Raw genomic sequence first — 24446 nt, forward strand, 5'->3', positions numbered from 1 at the left:
GGGCAAGGGCCGCGCTGGCGTCGTCCCCCTTCCCGGCGAAGCCGAGAGAAGCGGCTCAGGGGGTTGTCGGTCGTTCCGGCGGTAACTCGGCGGCAGCCTTCAACGCCTGCTCGTTGCGATGTTCGGCAATGGTCTTGATGACCAGCGTGACCAGGGCCAGCAGGGCCAGCAGCGATGCAGCGGCGAATGCGGCCACGGACTGGTACTCGTTGTAGAGAATCTCGACATGCAGCGGAATGGTGTTGGTCTGGCCCCGGATGTGGCCCGACACGACAGACACCGCGCCAAACTCACCCATGGCGCGCGCATTGCACAGGATCACGCCATACAGCAGGCCCCACTTGATGTTGGGCAGCGTCACGTACCAGAAGGTCTGCCAGCCGGTGGCACCCAGCACGATGGCGGCCTGCTCCTCGTCGTTGCCCTGAGCCTGCATCAGCGGGATCAGCTCGCGGGCGATGAACGGGAAGGTCACGAACACAGTGGCCAGCACGATGCCCGGCACGGCGAAGATGATCTTGATGTCGTGCTCTTGCAGCCACGGGCCGAACCAGCCCTGCGCACCAAACATCAGCACGTAGATCAGGCCCGCCACCACAGGCGACACCGAAAACGGCAGGTCTACCAGTGTGGTCAGAAAGGCTTTGCCCCTGAACTCATACTTGGCGATACACCAGGCCGCCGCCACGCCAAACACCAGATTCAGCGGGACCGCAATCAGCGCCGTGATCAGTGTGAGCTGGATGGCCGACCAGGCATCGGGCTCGCGCAGGCCTTCGAGGTAGGCACCAAAGCCCTTGCGCAGTGCCTCGGCAAACACGGCGGCCAGTGGCAGCACCAGGAACAGCAGCATGAACGCCAAGGCCAGCGTAATGAGCGTGTAGCGCACCCAAGGCGCCTCGGTCGTTCCCGCTTGGGCGCGCCGAACGGTTCTAGAGTTGCTGCCACTCATGCCGGAGCCCCCGCGTGGCGGCGCTGCCAGGCTTGCAGCGCGTTGATGATGAGCAGCAGGATGAAGGAAATGACCAGCATCACCACGGCCACGGCGGTGGCACCGGCGTAGTCGTACTGCTCCAGCTTGCCGATGATGATGAGGGGCGTGATCTCAGACACCATGGGCATGTTGCCCGCGATGAAGATCACCGAGCCGTATTCGCCCACCGCGCGCGCAAACGCCATGGCAAAACCGGTCAGCAGCGCGGGGGCAATGGAAGGCAGGATGACCTTGGTGAAGGTCTGCAGGCGCGTGGCGCCCAGGCAGGTGGCGGCTTCTTCCAGCTCCTTCTCGGCGTCTTCCAGCACGGGTTGCACGGTGCGCACCACAAATGGCAAGCCGATGAAGATGAGTGCGATCACGATGCCTGCGGGCTTGAACGCGAGCTGAATGCCCATGGGCTCCAGGATGCTCCCGACCCAGCCATTGCCCGCCAGCAGCGCGGTCAGCGAGATGCCTGCCACGGCGGTGGGCAGCGCAAATGGCAGATCCACCAGCGCGTCCACCATCTTTTTGCCCGGAAACTTGTAGCGCACCAGCACCCAGGCGATCAGCAGGCCAAACACCAGGTTGACCAGCGCCGCCAGCAACGACGCGCCAAAGGTGAGGCGGTACGAAGCCATCACGCGCGGCGCACTGATGGCGACCCAGAACTGCTCCCAGGTGAGGGTGAAGGTCTTGAAGATCAGTGCCGACAACGGGATCAGCACAATGATGCTCAGATAGAAAAGCGTGTAGCCCAGCGTGAGCCCAAAGCCGGGAAGCACGCGTTGGGGCGTGCGCCGTCCGGCCGGGGCTGCGGCCACTGCAGTCGCGGTGGTCATAAGTGAGGTAGAGACGAAACGCGCTGGCTTACTTGGCGCCGGGCGTGTAGAGCTTGTCGAACTGGCCGCCGTCATTGAAGTGCACCTTCTGCGCTTCGGTCAGCGAGCCAAAATACTTGGCCACGGTGAACTGTTTGAGCGGCTTGAAGGTGGCGGCGTACTTCTTGAGCACGGTTTCCGAACGGGGGCGAATCGCATGCTTGGCAGCGATTTCCTGGGCTTCTTCGGAGTACAGGTAATCCAGATAGGCCTTGGCCAGCTGGGCTGTGCCCTTCTTGGCGACAGTACGCTCCACCACGGCCACGGGGTTCTCAGCCACCACACTCACCGACGGGTAGATCGCATCGACCTTGCCCGCACCAAACTCGCGGTCGATGGAGACCACTTCGGATTCAAACGTGATGAGCACATCGCCCTGGTTGCGCTGCAGGAAGGTCGCCGTGGCATCGCGCCCGCCCTTGGCCAGGATGGGGACGTTCTTGTAGAGCTTGCCCACGAACTCGGCAGCCTGCGCCTCCGTGCCACCCTTTTCGCGCACAGCGCCCCAGGCGGCCAGATACGCGTAGCGGCCGTTGCCACCGGTCTTGGGGTTCACCACGATGACCTGCACACCCGGCTTGATCAGATCGTCCCAGTCCTTGATGCCCTTGGGGTTGCCGTTGCGCACCAGGAACAGCATGGTCGAGGTGGTGGGCGATGCGTCGTGCGGAAACTTCTTGGCCCAGTCCTTGGCGACCACACCGCTGTCGGCTAGAAACTGCACGTCGGTGGTGGTGTTCATGGTCACCACATCGGCCGCCAGGCCGTCATTCACGGCGCGCGCCTGGGCGCTGGAGCCCGCGTGCGACTGATCGATCTTCACATCCTGACCGGTGGTCTTCTTGTAGTGCGCGGCAAAGGCAACGTTGTAGTCCTTGTAGAACTCGCGGGCCACGTCATACGAAACGTTCAACAGCGAATTTTGCGCGGCAGCCATGCCGCTGGCAGCCAGGGCCAGGGAGGCCAGAAGGGTCTTGAGTTTCAAAGAAGTCATGGTGTTGTCGCCCAAAAATTGCTGGAGATACCGCATTGTGCGGAGGCCTCTTTAAAACTCAAAAGAATATATTCTTGTTAATTAATCGTATATTGGCATATAGATTTTTCATCGTCCCATGAGGGCGACTGCAGACAGACCTGCCCGGATGATCGCCCAGCACGCCAAACTATGAGCCAAATCAGCCGTTAGCGCCTATAAATAAAGCGCCAACAGCTATAAATAATATAGCAATCAAATGACTGCGGAGGACAGGTGCACTGACGCTGCGGGCCGCTTCGGCACAGCGGCATGGTCGCCTTCCAGCGACTGCAGCAGCGCCCAACCCAGGGGCCATTCGCCGTGGCCGGAATCAATGTTGATATGCCCCGCGTTCTGCATGCGCACAAACTCGCTGCCCCAGGCCCGCGCATAGGCACCCGCCAGGCGGATGGGGCAGTACGGGTCGTTGCTGCTGGCCACCACAATGCTGCGATAGGGCAGCGCGGCATACGGCACAGGGGCAAAGTCGCTCAGGATGGCGCGGCGTTCGGGGTCGGCCGGGGCCACCAGCAGCGCACCGCACACCCGGGCGGCAGCCTCTGGGCCCATGTGGGTGGTAGCGATGCAGCCCAGGCTGTGCGCCACGATGACCACGGGGTTCGGCGCGGCGAGCACGGTCTTCTCCAGTTGCCCCACCCAGGCGGAGCGGGTGGGCGTGATCCAGTCGTCCTGCACCACGCGGCGGGCGTGCGGCAGGCGCTCGGCCCACAGGCTTTGCCAGTGGCCGGGGCCCGAGTCGCGCCAGCCGGGAACGATGATGATGGAGATGGTGGTCACAAGGCAAATCAGGCCGGGCCCGCCTTGGCGAGCCCCTGGTCTTTGGAGGATGGCTGGGTTACTTGTTGGGCTGCGGCGTGATGCGCAGATAAGGGCGCACGGCCTTGAAGCCCTTGGGGAAACGCTGGGCGATTTCGGCCGGGTCTTGAAGGCTCGGCACGATGATCACGTCGTCGCCATCCTTCCAGTTGGCAGGCGTGGCCACCTTGTGGCTGTCGGTGAGCTGCAGCGAGTCGATCACGCGCAGGATCTCGTCGAAATTGCGGCCCGTGCTGGCCGGGTAGGTGAAGGTGGTACGGATCGTTTTTTTGGGGTCGATGATGAACACGCTGCGCACCGTGACCGTGACCGTGGTCGATGCGTTGGGGTGGATCATGTCGTACAGGTCGGCCACCTTCTTGTCCGCGTCGGCGAGTATGGGGAAGTTGACGGTGGTGTTTTGCGTCTCGTTGATGTCGCCCACCCAGCGGTAGTGCGAATCCACGGGGTCCACGCTCACGGCGATGGGCTTGACATTGCGCTTGGCGAACTCGGCGGCCAGGGCGGCGGTCTTGCCCAATTCGGTGGTGCACACGGGCGTGAAGTCGGCCGGGTGCGAGAACAGCACCACCCACGAGTCACCCGCCCATTCGTGAAAACGGAGGGTGCCGACGGTTGATTCCTGGGTGAAGTCTGGGGCGATATCGCCGAGGCGCAGGGTGGCCATGTCAATGCTCCTTCAATGGGTTGAAAGGCATTGTGTGATGGGGCCTTTAAAACCCAAACGAATATATTGCTCTTACTTAATCGCCAAATCGTCTATCAGCAGACCGACTGCGGCGGGCATCAACCCGCTGATGAACGTCAGACATGGTTTTTTTGCTGAAGGCTTAACCCCATTCAGCCACCCCGTTCGTTTCACCCAGCACCACCACTTTTTTTGATGGAGCTGCCATGAAACCCCGTTTCCTCACCCTCTCTGCCCTGACGGCACTCACTGCACTGCTGGGCCTGACCAGCGTCCCCGCCCAGGCCATTGGCCGCCTGGCCGATGTCACCATCGTGGACCGGGACACCGGCGCCACATTGCCGGTGCATTACGCCCAGGGTGAATACTGGGTGGCCGGACGGCCCGGAGCGCGCTATGCCATCACGGTACGCAACCGTTCGGGTGAACGGGTGCTGGCCGTGCCTTCGGTCGACGGGGTCAATGTGCTCAGCGGCGAGACCGCCGCCTGGGACCAGCGCGGTTACGTGTTCTCGGCCTACGAGCGCTACCAGATCACCGGCTGGCGCAAGAGCAGCAGCGAGGTCGCCGCGTTTGAGTTCGCCCACATTGCCAACGCCTACGCCAGCCGCACGGGCCGCCCCGCCCATGTGGGGGTGATTGGTGTGGCGCTGTTTCGCGAACAGCCGCCCGTGCTGGCGCCCGCCATCACGCCCGAGCCGTACAGCCCCCACCAACGCCGCGACAGCAGCAGCAACAACAGCGGTGCAAGCGGCAGCAGCCTGGGGCGCCTGCGCGAGGAGCCTGCGCCCATCCTGCCCTCGCCCGCAGCGCCTGCGGCAGCGGCGGCCGCCCCGCAGTCGGAGGCCGAGTCCTCTGCACGGTCCATGTCGGCGGACAGCATGGCCAAAACCGCCCCCATGCCATCGGCCAAACTGGGCACGGCCCATGGCCAGCGCGAGACATCCATCGTCTCGCACACCACGTTCACACGCCTGCAAGAGCAGCCCAACGAAGTCATCAGCATCCGCTACGACAGCCGCGAGAACCTGCTCGCCAGTGGCGTGATCCGCGAACCCATTGCCCGGCCGCACATGCCCCGCGCTTTTCCGCAGTCCGACAACCTGTCGTACGTGCCCAACCCACGGTAAGCCCAAAGAAGGTGTCACCGGTCGCGCGCCAGTGCATGGGGGCCTCGCATAATGTCCCAGTGCCCACCGCCCCACCTTCCGACGATACCGACGAGACCTTGATGCTGCGGTACGCCAGGGGCGACCTGGGCGCGTTCGACCAGCTCTACGGCCGGCACGAACTGGCGGTTTGGCGGTTTGTGTTTCGCAGCGTCAAGGTGCAGGCCGTGGCCGACGATTTGCTGCAGGACGTGTGGTTTGCCGTGGCGCGCAACGCTGGCACATATGAGGTCAAGGCCCGGTTCCGTACCTGGTTGTTCACCCTGGCACACCACCGGCTGGTGGACCATCTGCGCACCGCCAAAAACCACACCAGCCTGGATGCCAGCGACGATGACGCGCGCAGTCTGGCCGACACGCTGGTGGCCGACTCCGGCTTCGGGCCCGTGCGGCAATGGCAATCCCGCGAGCAGGCCGCTGCCCTGATCGCCGCCGTGGAGCGCTTGCCACTGGAGCAGCGAGAGGCTTTCTTGCTGCAGGCCGAGGGCGACCTCAGCGTGCAGGAGATCGCGGAAGCCACCGGCGTCAATTTTGAAACCGCCAAGAGCCGCCTTCGTTACGCGCGGGCCAGCCTTCGTGTTCAGCTAAAGGAATTTGCACCATGAGCGCGCCAGACGACGAATGGGTCCGCCGATACCGCGACGCCAGCGAGCAGGAGGGCGCCCGCCCCGGCGCCCATGTGCGCGACGCCGTGCGGGCCCATGCGCAGATGGTGGCCGCAGCCCCCGAGCCTGCGGCACCCACTGGCGCGCGCACCGCAGCCAACCAAACGCGCTGGAAGATCTCGGCCCTGGCCACCGTGGCCGTAGTGGGCCTGACCGGCTTGCTGATGCTGCAGTTTGAGCGCGGCACGCCCGAAGAAAGAGACACCGCTTTCAGCCACCGCCGGGCCGAGTCCCCCGCGCCGGCCGAATTACCCCCCTCTGCCCCCTTGGCAACGCCTGCAGCAGAACCCCCATCGGCAACACCACCAGCCCCTGCTGGACCGCCGGACCGCGCCCGCAACACCACCAACACAGCAGCCGGGGCCATGGCCCCCAAGCCCGCCACCCCCGAGCCCCTGGCCAAGGCCGCGCCTGCGCCAACCCCTGCGCCGGTCCCCGCTCCCGCTGCTGCTGTCGATGCCTTGCCCGCGCCCCGCATCGCCGGGGCGATGTCAGGGTTTCCCGCTTCACCGCCCGCTGCCATGGCGCCAGAGGCTGAAAGGCGCGCGCGCCCGGCAGTCCCTGCAGAGCCCGCCCTCAAGGACGTAGCGCCAGCGCCCCAAGCGGCTGCAGCCGCAGCCCCCCACAGCCCGCTGTCCGACACCATGGCCCGCGACGACCGCGCTGCAGCCGCCGCACCGCTACCAAAGAGCCTCGGCGATTCGTTGCCAGGCAGTGTTTGGGATGCGGCACGCGCAGGCAACACCTTGCAGGTGGAAAACCTCATTCACCAGGGCGTCTCCGTGGATGCCCGTGACAACCACAGCAGGACGGCACTGATGCTGGCAGCCATGAACGGCCACACCGCAACCATCCAGAAGCTCCTGACCCTGGGCGCCAACCCGGCACTGGTGGACCGCGACGGCCTGAGCGCCGCGCAATGGGCCCGGCAGCGGGGGCACAGTCACATTGCCGACTTGTTGGATGCGGCACGCTGAGCACCGCTACAACGGGCTCAGCCCGAACAGACGTCAATGACCCGGTGCAAATCCGCGCCGACCCGCCTCAAAACCGCACCGCTTCAAACGCCGGATGCAGTTCGTCGATCCAGTGGTCCAGCTCGTCCTGCGTCACATGCAGGTGCGCCATGCAGGCCTCGCCATGCAACAGCCATTCGCGCGTGGGCGCCAGGCCCTCGTGCTGGTTGACCAAAAACTCGGCCAGCAGGCCCAGGGCCACCAGGTGGCGCACGGTGGGCACGAAACGCTCGTCGTTCAGGCACGTAAAGTCGTGGTGCAGCCAGATGGCCTGGGCCACATCGCCCGGCAGGTGCCAGGTGCGCGCCACGATGGCGCCCATCACGGCGTGATCGGTGCGGTGGCTGGCGTTTTCGGTCTGGGTGAAGGTGCGGTCCTTGCGGGCCAGGGCCTCGGTCACCGTGCCTGCGTAGCCGCGCACGGCCTTCACCAGCACGGGCATGCCCACATGGCAAAACAGCCCGAAGCTGTAGCCCAGGCCCGGATCAAAGCTGTAGAGCTGGTGGCCAATGTGTTCGCAGGCAATGGCGCGGCGCTGGGAGCTTTCCCAGAAATGCTCCAGCAGCGGCGAGCGCACCTGCAAGGCATTGCGGGTGATGAAGGCCGACAGCAGCTCCACCGCAGGCTGCAGCCCCAGCACCGTGAGCGCCATGCCCACCGTCTGCACCGGCTGGGCCAGGCCATACAGCGGGCTGTTGGCCAGCCGCATCACGGCGGCGGCCAGGGCCACGTCCGACGATGCCAGTTGGTCCAGCGCCACGGAGTCCAGCTCCGGTTCCGCCACGATCTTCTGCAGGCGCAGCAACGATTCGGGGCACGGAGGAATCACGATCGCGCGCACCGCAGGGTGTACGCGGGCTTGCCGGATGTCTTGATCGATGGGGTGTGGAGCGGTCACGAAAAATCCTCGGGCCGCCGCGTGCGCAGAACACACGGACGGGGGCAGCCCGAACAGTTGCAATTCGTTGCATTGTGGCGCCAAAAAGTGCTGTGCCGATGCAGCCCAGGCGGCATGTGGTCTTTGCCACAGCCTGCTGAATCAGCGCTCAGTCTGCGCCCAGCGAGCGCTTGGGGGCCGTGCTTCCCCCATACCGTCAGATATTCGCCCCATCCACCCCTTGCAGCGCCTGGCGCGTACTCAGGCTGCTGCGCCCGGGCATGGCCTCACCCAGGTAATCCAGAAACCGCCGTACGGCGGGAGACAGCCCCCGACGCGACGGAAACACCGCATGCACGATGGCGGGCGCTGGCGCCCAGTCGGGCAACACGCGCACCAGCTTGCGCTCGCGCATCTCGTCCTGGCACATGTAGTCGGGCATCCAGCACACGCCGGTGCCGGCCACGGCGGCGTATTTGAGCGTGAGCAGGTCGTCGGCCACGTAGCGCGGCGTGTGCTGCACCACCTGGTGCACGCCGCCCGGGCCGATCAGGTTCCAGGTTGATCGGCCATCGGGGGCGGACATGGCGATGCTGTCGAGCTTGGCCAGGTCGTCCAGCGTCTTGGGGGTGCCCTGGCGGATCAGCAGCTCGGGGCTGGCGACCAGGATCTGCGTGGTGTGGTCCAGTCGCTTGACGACCATGCTGCCGCTGTCGTCCACCGAAGGGCGCACGCGCAGCGCCACGTCGATGCCCTCCTCCACCAGATTCACCGCGCGGTTGCTCACCAGCATGTCGATGCGCACTTCGGGGTACTGGGCCAGAAACCGGGGCATCAGCTCGGCCACCACGGTCTGCGCCAGCGTCACCGGGCAGCTCACGCGGATGGTGCCGCGCGGTGTGGTCTGCACCTGGGCCACCGTGTCGGCCGCCGCCTGGGCCGATTCGCGCATGGCCTGGCAGTGGCGCAAATACGCCTCGCCCACCTCGGTCAGCGAGAGCTTGCGGGTGGTGCGCTGCAGCAGGCGCACGCCCAGCTGCGTTTCCAGGTCAGACACCCGCCGGGACAGGCGCGATTTGGGGATGCCGAGGGCGCGGCCCGCAGCGGCAAAGCCGCCCCGCTCCACCACTTCGGCGAAATACAGCATGTCGTTGAGGTCTTGCATGGACGGGTCCGTAACACTTCAATCGTTCTATGGATAGAACAATCTATCGCAAGTTCCCCACCTTATCAACAATTGGATGAACAACCACAATTGATTCCATGGCCACACGCTGTGGCTCCACCCACAGACCCCCAGGAGTTTTCCATGCAACTGCTTCACATCGACTCTGCCATCACCGGTGAACAATCCGTGTCCCGCCAACTGACCGCCCGCACCGTGGCGTCCTGGCAAGCCAGCCACCCCGGTACCCAAGTCGACTACCTGGACCTGGCCGCACAGGCCCCTTCGCACCTGTCGGTGGAATCGCTGGGCTTTCGCACCGGACAGGCCGCTGCCACCGAGGTGGAACGCAATGAAAACGCACTGTCTGAAGCGCTGGTGAGCCAGTTCCTGGCGGCCGACGTGATCGTGATCGGCGCACCCCTGTACAACTTCTCCATCCCCAGCCAGCTCAAGGCCTGGATCGACCGCATCGCCCAAACGGGCCGCACCTTCAAGTACACCGACAAGGGCCCCGTTGGCCTGGCCGGTGGCAAGACAGTGATCGTGGCGTCCACCCGTGGCGGCGTGTACTCGACCAGCGAAGGCGGCCAGTCCATGGAGCACCAGGAGAGCTATCTGAAGGTGGTGTTCGGCTTCTTCGGCATCACCGACGTGCGCTTTGTGCGTGCCGAAGGCGTGGCCATGGGCCCGGACGCCAAGGCGGCCGCACTGGCCTCGGCCGAGCGTGAAATCACCGCCAGCACCAGCGAAGCCGCCAACCAGGCCCGCGTGTCGCAGGCTGCGTAAATTGCGCCACGGGGCGCAAGCCCTGCGGAGTTTTCCTCAAACCCGGCCCCGTGCCGGGTTGGGTGCATTATCCATAAAAATAGCCTCAAGCGCTTATTCAATAAGCACCAGAAGCTATCATTTTTGAACTACGAACCGGCAAAACCCTCTGTGGACTGCAGCCGCTCCACGCGATGCAGCCATTGCTGGGCCAGTTGCTCCGGCGCCAGGGCGGGGGCAAACAGCCAGCCCTGAAAGCGCTCGCAGCCCATCTTGATCAAAAGCTGCAGTTGCTCCTCGGTCTCGACCCCCTCGGCCACCACCTCCAGCCCCAGCGTCCGGGCCAGGGCGTTGACGGTGGCGCAGATCTCTCGGTCGTTCACATCCGCCACGATGTCGCGCACAAACACCTTGTCGATCTTCAGCTCGCTCACGGGCAGCCGTTTGAGCTTGATGAGCGATGAATGGCCGGTGCCAAAATCATCGATCGATAAAACAAAACCCGCGTTCTTGAGGTCCAGCGCAATGGCATAGAGGGACTCGTCCAGCAACTGCGATTCCGTGATCTCCAGCACCAGGCTCGCAGGCTCCACCCCGGTGCTGCGGGCCATGCCCAGCAGGCTCTCGGTGAAGCCGGGTTCGCGCAGCTGGATGGTGGAGACGTTGACCGACACCACGGGCACCTGCCAGCCCTGCGCCCGCCATTGCGCCACCTGGCGGCAGGCCGTCTCGAAAACCCACAGGCCAATGGGCACGATGAGCCCACTCTCTTCGGCCAGCGGAATGAACTCATCGGGGGACACCGGTTTGCCATCCACCGACCAGCGCAGCAAGGCCTCGGCCCCCACCGTCTGGCGCAGGTGGTTGAGCTGCGGTTGGTACACCAGCGAAAACTCACCACCCTGCAGCGCGCTGTGCATGCGGCGGCGCAGCTCCAGCCGGCTGCGGGTGATCTGCGTGAACTCCTCGATGTAAAAACGGTACGAGCCCCGCCCCCCACTCTTGGTGGCATGCAGCGCCGAATGCGCGTGCTGCACCAGCTCCACGCTGGTGCCCGCATCGTCGGGGAACAGGCTGATGCCAATGCTCGCGCCCATGTACTGCACGCCCACCTCCGACAGCTCCCAGGGCCGCGCAAGCCCCTCCAGCAACACGGTCGCCAGCTGTGCCAGCACCGTGCGCGATGCCGGGCGTTGCAGCATCACCGTGAACTGGTCATTGGCCAGCCGCGACACCAGCCCCTGCCCCTCCAGCAACTGGTGAATGCGCTGCGCCACCTCGCTCAGCAGCGCATCGCCAACCCGGTGACCATAGGTTTCGTTCACGCTCTTGAAGTGGTCCAGGTCGATGAGCAGCAGGGCCACGCGGCGGTCAGACGCCTGCGTGTAGCGCGCGGCCTCGGCCACGGCGCGCTCCAACGCATCCTCGAAATAGCGGCGATTGGGCAGCCCCGTGAGCGCATCGAAATGCGCCACGTGGTAGAGCTGTTCCTCGTTGCGCAGCACCGCAGCTTCAGCCGTGCGCAAGCGGTTGAGCAGGCCCACCACAATGGTCTGGCGCAGCGCCGCCAGCAACAGCACCAGCAGGCAACACACCAGGATGAGCACCTGCAACCCGTTGTGCCCCCCATTGGGAGCGATGAACAACAGCACCAGCGTGACCGACGCCAGCGCCATCGCCACCAGGGGCACATAGTTCATGGCCTGGTCGCACCGGCGCCGGTAGCCGGGGTCGGCCGACACCTCAAAGCGCAGCCACCGCGCCCCCCAGCCCAGGGTCAGCGCGGCCACGCTGAAGCTGGCGTTGAACCAGATGCCTGGCTGCACCGAGCCACCCAGCAGCATCAGGTTCCATTGCATCCAGCTCAGGCCGTAGCCCAGCATGCCCACCAACACCAGCAGGTGCGAACGCGTGACACGCACCCCCACCGTGGGAATGGCCAGCGCCGTCACCCCTGCCGCCGTCAGATAGCCCGCCGGATACAGCAGCAGCACAGTGCCCACTGCCAGCGAGTCCACCTCGCCCGAGGGCAGGTAAACCACCAGGGTAAAAGCCACCAGCGCCAGCACCGCGCCCCCGAAATCCAGCGCAGCGGGATAGACACGGTCCTTGGACAGGCGCGCGAAGGTGGCACGGATCACGGTGGCCGCCCACAGCGGCCCCACACTCACAAAGAACAGATCCGCCGGTGCCGGGAAAGGGTTCCAGTCCAGCGCCACCTGCAGGTTCCACACCAGTTGCCCTGCAGCCACCAGCAAAGTGCCCGCCCACAGCCCCGTGTGCAACAAGCGCTCGGCCGGCGGCACCTGCGCCCGGCCCCGCCAGGCCCAGAAGGCCGACAGGCCAAAGGCCAGCGTCCAGGAGGCGTTGTCGAGGAACACCTTCACTGCGGCATCTGGCACCCACAGCGACGCAGCAAACAACAGCGTGGCTGCGCCCATCCAGACCGCTGTGAGGGTTTGTTCCGCTAGGGGCATGGGCGAAGGAAAGTTTCGGGGTAACGGTGTTACAGGGCGTTAACCTCTCCATTGTGGCCGCGATCCTGGCCTGACAAATCCCCACGGGCCCCACCGGGGCACAACCTGTCGGGGCATACAGGCCCGCAGCGCCCCGGCAGCCCCGCCGCTCCATCCCATGCTCCCGACAAACGCTGCCAACATGCGCTACAAATAAAATAGCACCTGGCGCTTGATTGGCAAGCGCCAGGTGCCTTTTTATTTAAATTTCATACAGCGCGCCACAGCGCGCGGCCACCTCAAAAGCCTGGCAACACCGAACCCTTGAACTCGGTCTGGATGAACTTGCGCACTTCTTCCGAGTGGTAGGCCTTGACCAGCTTGGCCACCCAGGGCTTGTCCTTGTCGGCTTCGCGCACGGCGATCAGGTTGACATAGGGGCTCTTGGCGTTTTCTTGTGCAATCGCGTCCTTGCCAGGGTTCAGGCCGGCCGACAGCGCAAAGTTGGTGTTGATCGCCGAGGCATCCAGATCATCCAGCGAACGGGGCAGCTGGGCCGCATCCAGTTCTACAAACTTGATCTTCTTGGGATTGCTCACCACATCGAGCGGCGTGGCCTTGAGGTCGGCGCCGTCACGCAACTTGATCAGGCCCTTGTCCTGCAGCACCAGCAACACACGGCCGCCGTTGGTGGGGTCGTTGGGGATGCCAAACTTGGCGCCTTCCTTCAGGTCTTCCAGCTTCTTGACCTTCTTGGAGTACAGGCCAATGGGGAAGTTGACGGTGTAGCCCACGGACACCAGTTTGTAGCCACGGTCCTTGACCTGGGCATCCAGGTACGGCTTGTGCTGGTAGCTGTTGGCATCGAGGTCACCCGCCGACAGCGCGGCATTGGGCTGCACGTAGTCGCTGAATTCAACCACCTGGATCTTCAGGCCGTCTTTCTCGGCGACCTTCTTGACCACTTCAAAAATCTGCGCGTGAGGACCACCGGTCACGCCCACCTTGATGGGTTTGTCTTGCGCCATGGCACCGGTCGAAAAACCAGCGGCGAGGGCCAGGGCAAGAGTGGTTTGCAGCAACGAGCGTTTGTTCACGAAAAGCACCTTTGGATATGAGATGGTTCACATCCTAGGGTTTCCCCGATAAAACACAAACGAATAGGTTTTCATGTTCTTACAACCAATTCGAATAAGAAGGCCTGCAAAGGCCTCCTATCTGCTCGGCCCCGTGTGGGGTCCGCCCCACCACGCGGGGGGCTTGTTGCCCCCTCCGGAGAAGGCGCACAGCGCCTCACGGGGTCAAGGGGGCAAGGGGTCAGCCCCTCAGCGCCACGTTGTTCAGCTTGTCCAGCCGCTCCGGCCAGGTGCCCTCCACCGTGGCGCCCTGCAGCAAAATGCGCGTCCAGGCCACCCAGGCGTCCCACTGCACGCGCTTGTCCCATGAATTTCCCCAGGCGCTGAACAGGTGCAGTGCGCTTTCGGCAGCCGCCTTGGCGTCATCTTTGCGGCCCGCCGACAGGTACAACTGGGCCAGCACCATCTGCGGCTCGCCCACCCAGGGGTTGTGGCGCACGGCGCTTTCCAGCACACCGGTGGCCACATCCAAATCCACCAGGGGCTGGTCTTGCTGGATCACCGACCAGTAGAGCGACGCAGCCGCTGCCTCGTTGGCCGCTGACAGGTACTGCGAGCAGTGCGCAAACACGGGCGGCATGGGCAACACATCCTTCAGACCCGGGTGCTGCAGCGCCTTGGCCAGCCCATTGATCTGGTGCACCATGCGCCCGGTGGGCCGCATGGGCCCGGGCCACAGCGATGCCGCCCAGTGGGCCTTCTGATTGCGGTGCTGCACCTCGGGAAAGCGCGAGAAGATGTCGTCCTGCCAGCTGAACCACTGCTCAATGGTGTCGGCCATGCTCACAATGATGAAAGTGGCCACCTCATACGGCGTGAGCACATGGTCCTTGCCGTCTTTTTGCAGTACCAGGCTGCCATCGGCCTCCAGCGCATGGGCCAGCACCTTCTGCACAAACTGCGTGCGTGACTGGGTGCAGAACAGATACACCAGATGCTCGGCCGACTCGCCCACCAGGTCACGCACCCGGGCACGCTCCTTGGCCGGGTCGAACTTCACCAGGTCCACAAACGCATTGCCGTACACGCTGTGCAACAGCCCCAGCAGGCGCACATCGCGCGGCTGCTGCCACACGGTCAGGGTGCGCGTCACCCCCACCAGGTGGTGCCGGAACGTGCCTGCCTTGTGCCAGTCCTGCCCCACATTGCGCGCCAGCACGGTGGGCAACACCGGGGCCAGTTCGGGGTCGCGGGCCAGCCACTCGTCGTCCAGCAGCGGTTGCGCGCGAGCGAACAGGTCAGCGTCCAGGGGGTGAAGCGGCAGGGTCATGGTGTTTTGTCTCCGGCGTTGGTAGGGGCAAGGAATGCAATGTACACACAGTATCGGCGCAGCCCACGCCAGCGCGTGATGGGCATGGGCCGGTACTTTTGAATGAAATCGTGCGGTAGCGCAGGTGCGTATTGCCCTGGCAGCTATCAAAATAAAAGCACACCTTCCATCACGCCCGTGACGGAAGGCGCAGGTGCTCAGGGGCGCAACGTGATCGCAGCCCCGCAGCAGCCGCTCACATCGACGGATCGATCAGCACTTTCGCCCCGGTGTTGCGTGGGCCATAGAACGCGATGGCATCCGCGCTGAGCGCACCGGCCAACGACACCGTGCGTGCGTAATGGCTGGCAAACGTGGTCTTCAGTTCAGCGGCCACGCGCTCGCGCAGCGCTTGGGCCGCAGCGTCACCGATCTTGTTCAGGAACGGGAACAGCAACCAGCCCCCCACGCCCCAGGCCATGCCAAAGGTGCGCTGGATCTCGGTGGGGCGGGTGTCCAGGTGGCCATACAGGTACACCTGCTTGTGCACGGCCGAGCCGTAACGGCTGTACTCCTTGGCCGTGCGGTTGATGGCAGCCTCCATGCACTGCAGGATCTGCCCGGCCAGCGTGCCGCCGCCCGTGGCGTCGAACGCAATGGTGGCGCCCGTGGCGGCCAGCGCGTCGGTCAGCTCGGCCATGAAGGTGGGGGCGCTGCTGTCGCACACGTACTGGGCGCCAATTCCCCGCAGCAACGCGGCCTGTTCGGGTTTGCGCACGATGTTGACGAGGCCAATGCCGTCCTTTTGGCACACCTTGTTGAGCATCTGGCCCAGGTTGCTGGCGGCGGCGGTGTGCACCAGTGCGGTGTGGCCCTCGCGCTTCATGGTCTCGACCATGCCAAGCGCCGTCAGCGGGTTGACAAAACACGAAGCGCCTTCGGCCGCCGTGGTGCCGGACGGCAGCACCAGGCACTGCGCAGCGGGCATGGCGCGGTACTGCGCATACATGGCGCCGCCAATCACCGCGACCGTGCGGCCCAGCAGCGCCTGCGCGGCGGCAGAGGCACCCGCTGCCACTACCAGCCCGGCCCCCTCATTGCCCACGGGCATGCTCTGCCCGATGCGCGCGGCCATGCTGGGCATGGCACGCTCAGGAATCCGGGCCGTGGCGACGGGCCGGTCTGGGCTGCCAGAGACCTGGACGGTCGACAAATCGGCAGGACCCAGCAGCAGGCCGATGTCCGACGGGTTGATGGGTGTGGCCTGCACCTGGATCAGCACCTCGTCGGGCCCCGGGGTGGGAACGGGAATGGATTCGAGGCTGATCTGCAAGGTGCCGTCGGCCTGCACCAGTGAGCGCAGTTGGAGCGCGGTAGCGGGTATAGATGGGTTCATGGGTGACTCGTGGTGGGTGACGTTGGACCGGGTCCGTGCATTTGGCGAAGGGTGAGGTGGGAGGCACTGGGCCCAGCGGGCCAGCACCTCTCTGCCATCAACCACCATTTTTGATCAGACGGCCTGGCTTTACTGTCCCCCACGTTTTCGCCCCACCGTGCAAGCAGGTTGCCGCCGCGCGCGGTATGCCCCCACACAACATGACAGCGGCTCACGGCCCATTTGCAGGGCATGGCAGCCCGCCTTTTTTTCAAACACCTGTGACGGCATGGCCATGGGCCAAGCCAGCACGCCAGGTGAGAAAGACCAGCAGCGCCGCCCCCAGCAGCAAGATGGCGCTCACGGCAAAGGTGGTCTGGTAGCCGCTGCTGTCAAACAGCAGGCCGCCCACCGTGGCGCCCAGGCCAATGGCCAACTGCACCACCGCCACCATGAGGCCGCCCCCGGCTTCGGGTGCATCCGGCATGGACCGGGCAACCCAGGTCCACCAGCCCACGGGCGCGGCGGTAGCTACCAGGCCCCACACGCCCAGCAAGGCAGTGACAACGGTCAACTGGTCACCGACAAAGATCAGCGCGATGGCAATGAACGCCATCAGCACGGGCGCCATGAAAAGGGTCCGGTAAAAGCCCTTGTCCAGCGCCACGCTGACGAGCGCAGTGCCCACAAAGCCCGCCACCCCGATCACCAGCAAGATGAACGACAAAGTAAACCCACCCACATGCGCCACGGTTTCCAAAAAAGGCCGCAAGTAGGTAAACAGCACAAACTGGCCCATGAAAAAGCTGCCCACGCCCCACATGCCCAGGGCGATGGCCCGGCGCCGCAGCAGCCCGAACACCCGGCCAGACTCGCCAGCGGACTGGCGCTCGGCAGGCATCGCCGGCAAGCTCACCCATTGCCAGACAAAGGCCACCACCGCCACTGGCACCAGGCACCAAAAGGCCCCGCGCCAACCGATTGCAGCCCCCAGATAGCTGCCCAGCGGCGCCGCCACCACGGTAGCCAGCGCGTTGCCGCCATTGAAGATGGCCAGCGCCCGTGGCACCTGCTGCGCAGGCACCAGCCGCATGGCAGTGGCTGCCGACATCGACCAGAAGCCCCCCACCACCACCCCGATGAGCGCGCGCCCCGCCATGTACACCGCGTAGTTCGGCGCCAACGCAATGACCGCGCCAGACACGCACATCAGCACCGTGAGCCCCAGCAACAGGGTCTTGCGGTCCATCTTGCCGGCCAGGGCAGCAATGCGCAGGCTGGTGAGCACGGCAAAAGCGCCCGACACCGCAATGCCCTGCCCGGCCCAGCCTTCGCTGACGCCCAGGTCGACCGCCATGGGTGTGAGCAGGCTGACCGGCATGAACTCCGAGGCGATCAGCGCAAACACACACAACGTCATCGCAAACACGCCGCCCCAACGCGCAGGTTGTGCTTCTGTTCCGAGCATGCCGCAAACTTGGCAGGGTGCCGCGTCGCAAATCTGTGTCGCCATCGCCTAGGCCAGGTGCTTGTTGAAGAACGCCGTCAGCGTGTCCCACGGGATCAGGTTCACGCGGTCGTACAGGTCCACATGGCCCGCACCGGGCACGATGTGCAGCGCCTTCGGTTCGGCCGCACGTTGGTACGCGTCTTCGCTGAACTCCTTGGAGTGCGCCTGGTCGCCGGTGATGAACAGCAGGGGGCGCGGAGAAATGGTCTCGATGTCATTGAACGGGTAGAAGTTCATGAACTTGACGTTGCTTGTCAACGTGGGGTGGGTGGTGGTTTTGGGGGAGCCGCCCTTGGGCGTGACCTCTCCACGCGGGGTGCGGTAGAAGTCATAGAACTCGCGCTGAATGGGGTGCGTGTCTGCAGCCAGCTGGTGCACCGTGCCACCGGTGTATTGCGTCGCACCGCCGGTGAACTCTGCATAGCGCTGCTCGGCAGCTGCGGCAATGATCTGCTTGCGCTGCACCACAGTCTGCGAGTGGTTCAGCGCGTCGCGGTTGGCAGCACCCATGTCGTACATGCTGACGGTGGCGATGGCCTTCATGCGCGGGTCGATCTTGGCGGCGCTGATGACAAAGCTGCCGCTGCCGCACACGCCAATGGCCCCAATGCGCGCGCGGTCCACCATGGCCTGCGTGCCCAAAAAATCCACCGCTGCGCTGAAAGCCTCGGCATAGATATCGGGTGCCACGGCATTGCGCGGCTGGCCCTCGCTCTCGCCCCAGAAAGGCAGGTCGAGCGACAGCGCGACAAAGCCCTGCTCCGCCATCTTGGTGGCATACAGGTTGGCGCTCTGCTCCTTGACCGCCCCCATGGGGTGGCCCACCAGAATGGCCGGGTGCTTGTGGCTGCGGTCCAGGTTCTTGGGCACAAACAGGTTGCCAGCCACCGCCATGCGGTACTGGTTCTTGAAGGTCACTTTGCGCACTGTCACCTTGTCGCTTTGGTAGAAGTTGTTGGCACCGCTGACCTTGCCGGGCACCGCTTGCGGCCCCGCTGCCATGGCGTTACCGCCCGCAGACACCCCGCCGAGGGCCGCCGCACCGAAGCCCGCACGGATGAGGAAGTCGCGCCGGTCCGAGGTGCGTTGGAAGGACGGCTCCGCGGTGCCAAGTTCGGCGCCGACAGGGTGAAATATGTGGGATGCGTTCACGGTGTTTTCCATGGTCGATGTTCCTGGAGATGGGAAATGTGGGGGTCAGGGCAATGCGCCCGATCAGGGCCATCGCAGGACGAAGCCGGGCAGCAGACCTGCCGCCTCCACCCTCTTACTGCCTTGCGGCCGCTCAATCGCTGGCGCGTTCGATGCGCACGGTGAACGGCCCGGGCCGCTGCAAGGCCGACAGGCCGCTGTCCACCCTGCCCAGGCGCACCAGGCCGCGGTCCGATACGGTGCCGCTCAGATAGATCGCCAGATTGCCCCACGGCGCGTAGTAAGCGATATCGCCCGTGACGGGGGTCATGCCCATGGATGCCTGCGCGATGGACAGCTTGCGCGGCAGGTCCGTGATGCGTTCGATCTTTGCGTAGTCCTTGAGCGTCACGGTCAACGGAAGCAGGGCTGCGAAATCGCGGGCAGCCACAGAGTCTTCCAAAGTGGCCGTGGCCACGGCATCGTCAAGCTGGAGGCGGATTTTCATGGGATTGGTTTGTGCAAGAACGGGCATGGGCACCATGCTGGCTGCCACGACCCCTGCGGCGGCAAAGCCCGCCAGCCAGCGGCTTTGCCAGAGAGGAAGACGATTGCGCAAGGTCATGGGAAAGAAGTTTGCGCGCCTTTACGGGCCCTGACTAGATAATGAATACCGAATAGGTTAATAAGCCCTGCTAACCAATCAAGGAGGACCGTGTGACATGGCACGACGCAACCTGAACGACCTGCTGGCCTTCGTCACCGTGGCGCGCGAGGGCAGCTTTACCAAGGCCGCAGCCACCCTGGGCGTGACGCAATCGGCCCTGAGCCAGACCATCCGTGGGCTGGAAGAGCGCCTGCAGATCCGGCTGCTCACGCGCACCACGCGCAGCGTCTCGCCCACACCAGCGGGCGAGCGCCTGATGCACGCCATCGGCCACCGCTTTGACGAGATCGAGGCCGAGCTGGATGCCCTGACCGCGTTGCGCGACAAGCCCGCAGGCACCGTGCGCATCACCTGCGGCGATCACGTCATGCACACCACGCTGCTGCCCAAGCTCATGCCGCTGCTGCACGACAACCCCGACATCACGCTCGAATTCGACATGAACTACGGCTTTCGCGACATCGTGGCCGACCGGTTTGACGCTGGCGTGCGCATGGGCAACACCATCGACAAGGACATGATTGCCATCCCCATCGGCCCGCCGCTGCGCATGGCCGTGGTGGCATCGCCCGGCTACTTCGCCAAACGCCCTATTCCGAAGACACCGCACGACCTGACGGCGCACCGCTGCATCAACCAGCGCATGCCCACATCGGGCGGCCTGTACGTGTGGGACTTTGCGCGCAAGGGCAAACAGGTCAACGTGCGCGTCGATGGGCCTCTGATCTTCAACACAGCGCCGCCCCAGGTCGATGCCGCATTGGCCGGGCTGGGCATTGCACTGCTGCCCGAGGACGAGCTGGCACCCCACATCGACGACGGCCGCCTGGTGCGTGTGCTGGAAGACTGGTGCCCGCCATTTGCGGGCTACCACCTGTACTACCCCAGCCGGCGTCAGCCATCGCCCGCGTTCTCGCTGGTGCTGCAGGCGTTGCAGCTGCGGTGAAAAAGCAGGGCGCAAGCACGCGCATCGACAAATATCGCCAGGCTGCCGATGCGAGAAAGGGCTAGACGACGGCCTGATGCAGCCCCTCTTCATCACGAAACGATTCAGCACTTGACTTAGAGTGCGCTCAAACTTTCAGAATCGTTCCCATGGCATCCCTCCTCACCATTGCCGAAGTCGCCAAACGCACCGGTCTGACCGCGCACACCCTGCGCTACTACGAGCGCGCCGGTTTGATTGCGCCGGTAGCCCGTGCACCCGGTGGTCAGCGCCGCTATGCGGCGTCGGACATGGAATGGATCGGATTCTTGCTGCGCCTGCGCGAGACCCAGATGCCCATCGGGCAGATGCAGGCCTTTGCGCGGCTGCGCAGCGAAGGGAACGCCACCGCCCCCGAGCGGCGCCAGTTGCTGGAGCAGCACCTGGCGCAGGTGCTGGCCACGATCACCACGATGCAGCAAGCCGCACAGGCCCTGCAATCCAAGATCGCGCATTACCAGGGCCTGGAAGCTTCCCTTCGGTCCACCCCGTCGTCAACCCACCAAGGAAGCTCCCATGTCCCCTGAAACCCAACCACGCTATCTCCAGGGCCTCGCCAAGCTGCGCGAAATCGACGGCCACGCCGGTGAAAACGTCGTCGCCAGCCTGGCCGACATTGCGCCCGACTTTGCGCGCTACCTGATCGAATTTCCGTTTGGCGACATCTATTCGCGCCCCGGGCTGGACCTGCGCAGCCGCGAGATTGCGGTCATCGCCGCGCTGACCGCGCTGGGCAACGCCGCACCGCAGCTCAAGGTGCATCTGCAGGCGGCGCTGAACGTGGGCGTCACCCGCGAAGAGATCGTGGAGGTGCTGATGCAGATGGCGGTCTATGCTGGCTTTCCAGCCGCACTCAACGGGCTGACCGCCGCACGCGAGGTGTTTGCGGCGGACGATGCGCAATCGATGGCGGCGTAAAGCGCCCTGCCCGTTTGGCTATCGGGCTACTTGCCCGCCCCCACCGGCTGCGGCCGCACCAGCCGCACAGGCAGCTTGCTGGCCCGCGCGGCATCGCCCCGCGCCTCGCCGCTGGAGAGGTTGACCGCCCAGCCGTTGATGAGGGCAGCCTGGCGCGCGCCATCGCCCGCGCGGCCCTGGGCGATGTTGCCGTAGGTGTACTGGTTGGTGCTGGGTGCGCTGACGTTGGCGGTGGACGACCAGTGCCACTGGCCCGGCGCAGCCGGGAACAGGATGGGGTTGAGGCCTGATGGTGACAGCGACTTGTCCACCAGCCGCTGCAGCTCGGCCGCACGGGGAATGCGCCAGCCCACGCCCTCGGCCTTCCAACGGTCTGAGGCCAGCGCGGTGGCTTCGGCGCGGTCCAGCAGCAGGGGCTGGCCAGTACAGGTTTTGCCGTTCCATTGCATGCCCTCCACACAGCGTGGCCAGGCGAGGCCGGCGCGCTGGTCCAGCACGTAGGCGCCATCCGCTGACAGGGACCAGTCGGCTGCCACCTGCGAATCGGCGGCCTGCACAGGCCCGGCAAACAGGGCAACAAACAGCGGGGAGATGAGCTGCAACAACATTTTCATGGGCAAAGCAGAGGCAATGAAAGACAGGTACAGGTCCGGGGGCGGCGAAGCACCATAGGGTGCCTCGGCAACACCCTAACCCGGCGGCGGCACACGCGCCATCCACCAGGTCAAGAAACCCGCACGGCCCGCCTCTTGTCCACACGGGCACCGATACCCACCCCCGCCAGCATGCCTGATGCAGCCAGCGCATCGGACAGAAAGCCCACAAAGGCCTGCACCCGGGTGGAGAACTGGTGCCGCTGCGGGTACACCGCATAGATGTCAGCCGCAGGTGTGTGGTATTGCGGCAGCACGGGCTCCAGCAGGCCCTGGGCAAGGTGGCGGTTCACGTCCCACTCGGCGCGCATCACGATGCCATGGCCCTGCAGCGCCCACAGCACGGCAATCTCGCCGTCGTTGGTGGTGAGGTTGCCGGTGATCTTGATCGACTCGGTGTGCGCCTTGCTGCCACGCCCGGTGGTCAGGCGCCACAGGCCATAGGCCTCGTCGCCCTGGCGGATGCCGATGCACTGGTGCTCCATCAGGTCGCGCGGCACGCGGGGCCTGCCGTGCTGCTCCAGGTAAACAGGTGCTGCACACAGCACGCGCCGGTTGGGTGCCATGCGGCGGGCAATCACGCGGCCATCGGGCGGCTCGCCAAAACGCACACACACGTCGTAGGCATCGTCGGTGATCGGTGGTGGGTGCACCGACAACTGCAGCTGCACATCCACCTCGGGGTACTGGCGCACAAAGTCCGAGATCACGGGGGCAATGTGCATGCGGCCAAAGCCCAGGGTGGCGTTCACGCGCAGCAGGCCCTTGGGGCTGGCCTTGGACTGCACGATGAGTTCATCCAGCGCATCGATCTCGCGCAGGATGCGGCGCGCGTGCTCCAGCAGCAGCTCGCCCTCGGGCGTGAGGCTCATGCGCCGGGTGGTGCGGTTGATGAGCACCACACCCAGGCGCTTTTCCATCTGCGCAAGGTGCTTGCTCACGGCGGCGGTGGAGACGCCCATTTCGCGCCCGGCGGCGCTCAGGCTGGGGCTGGCCGCCAGTGCCGAGAAGAAGCCCAGTTCTGCGGGCTGGATGGTGGAGCTCATCGCCGCATTATCAACTGCAGGTTAACGATGGATTCACTTGGTCGCCGTTTTTACAACGAGCGTATGCCTACAGTCGCTTCCACTGCTTTTGTTCCATCCATTTTCCGCGGCCCGGCATCCCACAGGCCTTCCCCGACGCTTTCACACACCCAGAGACCTTCATGAAAACTTACCAAATCGCCACCATCCCCGGAGACGGCATCGGCAAGGAAGTGATTCCCGCCGGCCAGCGCGTGCTCGAAGCCCTGGCCGCGCGCCACACGGGCTTGCAATTCCAGTTCGAGAATTTCGGCTGGGGCGGCGACTGGTACCGAGCCCACGGCGTGATGATGCCGGCCGATGGCCTGAACGCCCTGCGCAGCAAGGACGCCATCCTGTTCGGCTCGGCGGGCGACCCGGACATCCCCGACCACATCACGCTGTGGGGCCTGCGCCTCAAGATCTGCCAGGGGTTCGATCAGTACGCCAACGTGCGGCCCACGCGCATCCTGCCGGGCATTGATGCGCCCCTGAAGCGCTGCACACCCAAGGACTTGGACTGGGTCATCGTGCGCGAGAACTCCGAGGGCGAATACTCGGGCGTGGGCGGCCGCGTGCACCAGGGCCACCCCATCGAGGCGGCGACTGATGTGTCCATCATGACCCGCGTGGGTGTGGAGCGCATCCTGCGCTACGCCTTCCGCCTGGCCCAATCCCGCCCCCGCAAGTTGCTCACCGTCATCACCAAGAGCAATGCACAGCGCCACGCCATGGTGATGTGGGACGAGATTGCCGCGCAGGTGGCCACCGAGTTCCCCGACGTGAAGTGGGACAAGGAGCTGGTGGACGCTGCCACGGCCCGCATGGTCAACCGCCCCGCCACGCTCGACACCATCGTCGCCACCAACCTGCATGCCGACATCCTCAGCGACCTGGCCGCCGCACTGGCCGGCAGCCTGGGCATTGCCCCCACCGGCAACATCGACCCCGAGCGCCGCTACCCCAGCATGTTCGAGCCTATCCACGGCTCGGCGTTCGACATCATGGGCAAGGGCCTGGCCAACCCCATCGGCACCTTTTGGTCGGTGGTGATGCTGCTGGAGCACCTGGGCGAGGTAGATGCCGCCCGCGCCGTGATGCAGGCCATCGAACAAGTCACCGCCCACCCCGCACTGCACACCCGCGACCTGGGAGGCACAGCCACCACGGCGCAGGTGACCGACGCCGTGTGCGCACTGGTGGGTAGCACGCCGCTGCAGAAGGCCGCCTGAGCCGCGTGACTCC

The 24446-nt window shown here is 65.0% G+C and carries 24 protein-coding genes; 8 read left to right on the top strand and 16 right to left on the bottom strand.

Features of this window, described 5'->3' with window-relative positions; translation table 11 throughout:
* Positions 1-55: 55 nt before the first annotated feature.
* The 5 genes from cysW to CLU85_RS13075 form a co-directional block, all read right to left on the bottom strand.
* On the bottom strand, positions 56-952 hold the full coding sequence (gene cysW / locus CLU85_RS13055; protein WP_100410634.1) for a sulfate ABC transporter permease subunit CysW: 897 nt from the start codon (positions 950-952) through the stop codon (positions 56-58).
* Positions 949-1818: a sulfate ABC transporter permease subunit CysT gene (cysT, locus tag CLU85_RS13060; protein WP_100410635.1), complete on the bottom strand. Its 870-nt coding sequence runs from the start codon at positions 1816-1818 to the stop codon at positions 949-951. The genes cysW and cysT overlap by 4 nt, the downstream gene beginning before the upstream one ends.
* A 28-nt stretch (positions 1819-1846) precedes the next feature.
* A complete protein-coding gene (locus tag CLU85_RS13065) occupies positions 1847-2851 on the bottom strand; it encodes a sulfate ABC transporter substrate-binding protein (protein ID WP_100412536.1) in 1005 nt (334 codons plus the stop codon).
* 234 nt (positions 2852-3085) lie between these two features.
* Positions 3086-3670: an alpha/beta hydrolase gene (locus CLU85_RS13070; protein WP_100410636.1), complete on the bottom strand. Its 585-nt coding sequence runs from the start codon at positions 3668-3670 to the stop codon at positions 3086-3088.
* Between the two features lie 58 nt (positions 3671-3728).
* Positions 3729-4376, bottom strand: coding sequence for a peroxiredoxin (locus tag CLU85_RS13075; protein ID WP_100410637.1), 648 nt, complete (start codon positions 4374-4376; stop codon positions 3729-3731).
* Between the two features lie 227 nt (positions 4377-4603).
* On the opposite strand from CLU85_RS13075, the gene CLU85_RS13080 reads away from it, so the two are divergent.
* From CLU85_RS13080 to CLU85_RS13090, 3 genes are all read left to right on the top strand, one after another.
* On the top strand, positions 4604-5527 hold the full coding sequence (locus CLU85_RS13080) for a hypothetical protein (RefSeq protein WP_100410638.1): 924 nt from the start codon (positions 4604-4606) through the stop codon (positions 5525-5527).
* Between the two features lie 101 nt (positions 5528-5628).
* Positions 5629-6171, top strand: a complete 543-nt coding sequence (locus tag CLU85_RS13085) for a sigma-70 family RNA polymerase sigma factor (protein ID WP_100410639.1) — start codon at positions 5629-5631, stop codon at positions 6169-6171.
* Positions 6168-7208, top strand: a complete 1041-nt coding sequence (locus CLU85_RS13090; protein WP_100410640.1) for an ankyrin repeat domain-containing protein — start codon at positions 6168-6170, stop codon at positions 7206-7208. Before CLU85_RS13085 ends, CLU85_RS13090 begins: the two co-directional genes overlap by 4 nt.
* Positions 7209-7275: 67 nt before the next feature.
* Here CLU85_RS13090 and CLU85_RS13095 read toward each other — a convergent pair whose 3' ends face one another.
* Positions 7276-8145, bottom strand: a complete 870-nt coding sequence (locus CLU85_RS13095) for an HDOD domain-containing protein (protein WP_100412537.1) — start codon at positions 8143-8145, stop codon at positions 7276-7278.
* A 196-nt stretch (positions 8146-8341) separates the two neighbouring features.
* Positions 8342-9289 (bottom strand): LysR family transcriptional regulator, encoded by a 948-nt coding sequence (locus tag CLU85_RS13100; RefSeq protein WP_100410641.1) that lies wholly within the window; start codon positions 9287-9289, stop codon positions 8342-8344.
* A gap of 144 nt (positions 9290-9433) precedes the next feature.
* On the opposite strand from CLU85_RS13100, the gene CLU85_RS13105 reads away from it, so the two are divergent.
* Positions 9434-10078 (top strand): FMN-dependent NADH-azoreductase, encoded by a 645-nt coding sequence (locus CLU85_RS13105; protein WP_100410642.1) that lies wholly within the window; start codon positions 9434-9436, stop codon positions 10076-10078.
* A gap of 128 nt (positions 10079-10206) precedes the next feature.
* Here CLU85_RS13105 and CLU85_RS13110 read toward each other — a convergent pair whose 3' ends face one another.
* The 7 genes from CLU85_RS13110 to CLU85_RS13140 form a co-directional block, all read right to left on the bottom strand.
* Positions 10207-12534, bottom strand: coding sequence for a bifunctional diguanylate cyclase/phosphodiesterase (locus CLU85_RS13110; RefSeq protein WP_100410643.1), 2328 nt, complete (start codon positions 12532-12534; stop codon positions 10207-10209).
* 278 nt (positions 12535-12812) lie between these two features.
* The gene (locus CLU85_RS13115; RefSeq protein WP_100412538.1) at positions 12813-13610 is read right to left on the bottom strand and encodes a MetQ/NlpA family ABC transporter substrate-binding protein; all 798 of its coding nucleotides are present in this window, start codon (positions 13608-13610) and stop codon (positions 12813-12815) included.
* Between the two features lie 220 nt (positions 13611-13830).
* Entirely contained in the window at positions 13831-14919 is a 1089-nt protein-coding gene (locus CLU85_RS13120) for a DUF6817 domain-containing protein (RefSeq protein WP_100410644.1), read from the bottom strand.
* A 235-nt stretch (positions 14920-15154) separates the two neighbouring features.
* Positions 15155-16294 carry a zinc-binding dehydrogenase gene (locus CLU85_RS13125; RefSeq protein ID WP_100410645.1) on the bottom strand — a complete coding sequence of 380 codons (1140 nt, stop codon included), beginning with the start codon at positions 16292-16294 and terminating at the stop codon, positions 15155-15157.
* 250 nt (positions 16295-16544) lie between these two features.
* Complete coding sequence (locus CLU85_RS13130) at positions 16545-17741, bottom strand: MFS transporter (RefSeq protein ID WP_232727820.1); 1197 nt, start codon at positions 17739-17741, stop codon at positions 16545-16547.
* 48 nt (positions 17742-17789) lie between these two features.
* On the bottom strand, positions 17790-18785 hold the full coding sequence (locus CLU85_RS13135; RefSeq protein ID WP_232727946.1) for an alpha/beta hydrolase: 996 nt from the start codon (positions 18783-18785) through the stop codon (positions 17790-17792).
* A 283-nt stretch (positions 18786-19068) separates the two neighbouring features.
* Positions 19069-19539 (bottom strand): cyclophilin-like fold protein, encoded by a 471-nt coding sequence (locus CLU85_RS13140; protein ID WP_100410647.1) that lies wholly within the window; start codon positions 19537-19539, stop codon positions 19069-19071.
* 97 nt (positions 19540-19636) lie between these two features.
* On the opposite strand from CLU85_RS13140, the gene CLU85_RS13145 reads away from it, so the two are divergent.
* From CLU85_RS13145 to CLU85_RS13155, 3 genes are all read left to right on the top strand, one after another.
* On the top strand, positions 19637-20527 hold the full coding sequence (locus CLU85_RS13145) for a LysR family transcriptional regulator (RefSeq protein ID WP_100410648.1): 891 nt from the start codon (positions 19637-19639) through the stop codon (positions 20525-20527).
* Between the two features lie 149 nt (positions 20528-20676).
* Positions 20677-21093 (top strand): MerR family transcriptional regulator, encoded by a 417-nt coding sequence (locus CLU85_RS13150; protein WP_100410649.1) that lies wholly within the window; start codon positions 20677-20679, stop codon positions 21091-21093.
* Positions 21083-21484, top strand: a complete 402-nt coding sequence (locus tag CLU85_RS13155; RefSeq protein ID WP_100410650.1) for a carboxymuconolactone decarboxylase family protein — start codon at positions 21083-21085, stop codon at positions 21482-21484. Before CLU85_RS13150 ends, CLU85_RS13155 begins: the two co-directional genes overlap by 11 nt.
* Positions 21485-21510: 26 nt before the next feature.
* Here the strand turns inward: CLU85_RS13155 and CLU85_RS13160 are convergent, their stop codons facing one another.
* Both CLU85_RS13160 and CLU85_RS13165 read right to left on the bottom strand, forming a co-directional pair.
* A complete protein-coding gene (locus CLU85_RS13160) occupies positions 21511-22098 on the bottom strand; it encodes a DUF1566 domain-containing protein (RefSeq protein WP_100410651.1) in 588 nt (195 codons plus the stop codon).
* A 110-nt stretch (positions 22099-22208) separates the two neighbouring features.
* A complete protein-coding gene (locus CLU85_RS13165) occupies positions 22209-23183 on the bottom strand; it encodes a LysR substrate-binding domain-containing protein (protein WP_100410652.1) in 975 nt (324 codons plus the stop codon).
* A 161-nt stretch (positions 23184-23344) separates the two neighbouring features.
* Between CLU85_RS13165 and CLU85_RS13170 the strand changes: the two genes are divergently transcribed.
* Positions 23345-24433, top strand: a complete 1089-nt coding sequence (locus tag CLU85_RS13170) for a tartrate dehydrogenase (RefSeq protein WP_100410653.1) — start codon at positions 23345-23347, stop codon at positions 24431-24433.
* Positions 24434-24446: the final 13 nt, after the last annotated feature.

It is taken from the genome of Acidovorax sp. 69, from assembly GCF_002797445.1.
In the GTDB taxonomy this organism is placed as follows: domain Bacteria; phylum Pseudomonadota; class Gammaproteobacteria; order Burkholderiales; family Burkholderiaceae_C; genus Acidovorax.

Coding starts and splice junctions, on each gene's coding strand:
- cysW (WP_100410634.1), bottom strand. CDS start 952: ATGAGTGGCAGCAACTCTAGAACCGTTCGGCGCGCCCAAGCGGGAACG.
- cysT (WP_100410635.1), bottom strand. CDS start 1,818: ATGACCACCGCGACTGCAGTGGCCGCAGCCCCGGCCGGACGGCGCACG.
- CLU85_RS13065 (WP_100412536.1), bottom strand. CDS start 2,851: ATGACTTCTTTGAAACTCAAGACCCTTCTGGCCTCCCTGGCCCTGGCT.
- CLU85_RS13075 (WP_100410637.1), bottom strand. CDS start 4,376: ATGGCCACCCTGCGCCTCGGCGATATCGCCCCAGACTTCACCCAGGAA.
- CLU85_RS13080 (WP_100410638.1), top strand. CDS start 4,604: ATGAAACCCCGTTTCCTCACCCTCTCTGCCCTGACGGCACTCACTGCA.
- CLU85_RS13085 (WP_100410639.1), top strand. CDS start 5,629: ATGCTGCGGTACGCCAGGGGCGACCTGGGCGCGTTCGACCAGCTCTAC.
- CLU85_RS13090 (WP_100410640.1), top strand. CDS start 6,168: ATGAGCGCGCCAGACGACGAATGGGTCCGCCGATACCGCGACGCCAGC.
- CLU85_RS13100 (WP_100410641.1), bottom strand. CDS start 9,289: ATGCAAGACCTCAACGACATGCTGTATTTCGCCGAAGTGGTGGAGCGG.
- CLU85_RS13105 (WP_100410642.1), top strand. CDS start 9,434: ATGCAACTGCTTCACATCGACTCTGCCATCACCGGTGAACAATCCGTG.
- CLU85_RS13110 (WP_100410643.1), bottom strand. CDS start 12,534: ATGCCCCTAGCGGAACAAACCCTCACAGCGGTCTGGATGGGCGCAGCC.
- CLU85_RS13120 (WP_100410644.1), bottom strand. CDS start 14,919: ATGACCCTGCCGCTTCACCCCCTGGACGCTGACCTGTTCGCTCGCGCG.
- CLU85_RS13125 (WP_100410645.1), bottom strand. CDS start 16,294: ATGAACCCATCTATACCCGCTACCGCGCTCCAACTGCGCTCACTGGTG.
- CLU85_RS13130 (WP_232727820.1), bottom strand. CDS start 17,741: ATGCTCGGAACAGAAGCACAACCTGCGCGTTGGGGCGGCGTGTTTGCG.
- CLU85_RS13135 (WP_232727946.1), bottom strand. CDS start 18,785: ATGGCAGCGGGGCCGCAAGCGGTGCCCGGCAAGGTCAGCGGTGCCAAC.
- CLU85_RS13140 (WP_100410647.1), bottom strand. CDS start 19,539: ATGACCTTGCGCAATCGTCTTCCTCTCTGGCAAAGCCGCTGGCTGGCG.
- CLU85_RS13145 (WP_100410648.1), top strand. CDS start 19,637: ATGGCACGACGCAACCTGAACGACCTGCTGGCCTTCGTCACCGTGGCG.
- CLU85_RS13150 (WP_100410649.1), top strand. CDS start 20,677: ATGGCATCCCTCCTCACCATTGCCGAAGTCGCCAAACGCACCGGTCTG.
- CLU85_RS13155 (WP_100410650.1), top strand. CDS start 21,083: ATGTCCCCTGAAACCCAACCACGCTATCTCCAGGGCCTCGCCAAGCTG.
- CLU85_RS13160 (WP_100410651.1), bottom strand. CDS start 22,098: ATGAAAATGTTGTTGCAGCTCATCTCCCCGCTGTTTGTTGCCCTGTTT.
- CLU85_RS13165 (WP_100410652.1), bottom strand. CDS start 23,183: ATGAGCTCCACCATCCAGCCCGCAGAACTGGGCTTCTTCTCGGCACTG.
- CLU85_RS13170 (WP_100410653.1), top strand. CDS start 23,345: ATGAAAACTTACCAAATCGCCACCATCCCCGGAGACGGCATCGGCAAG.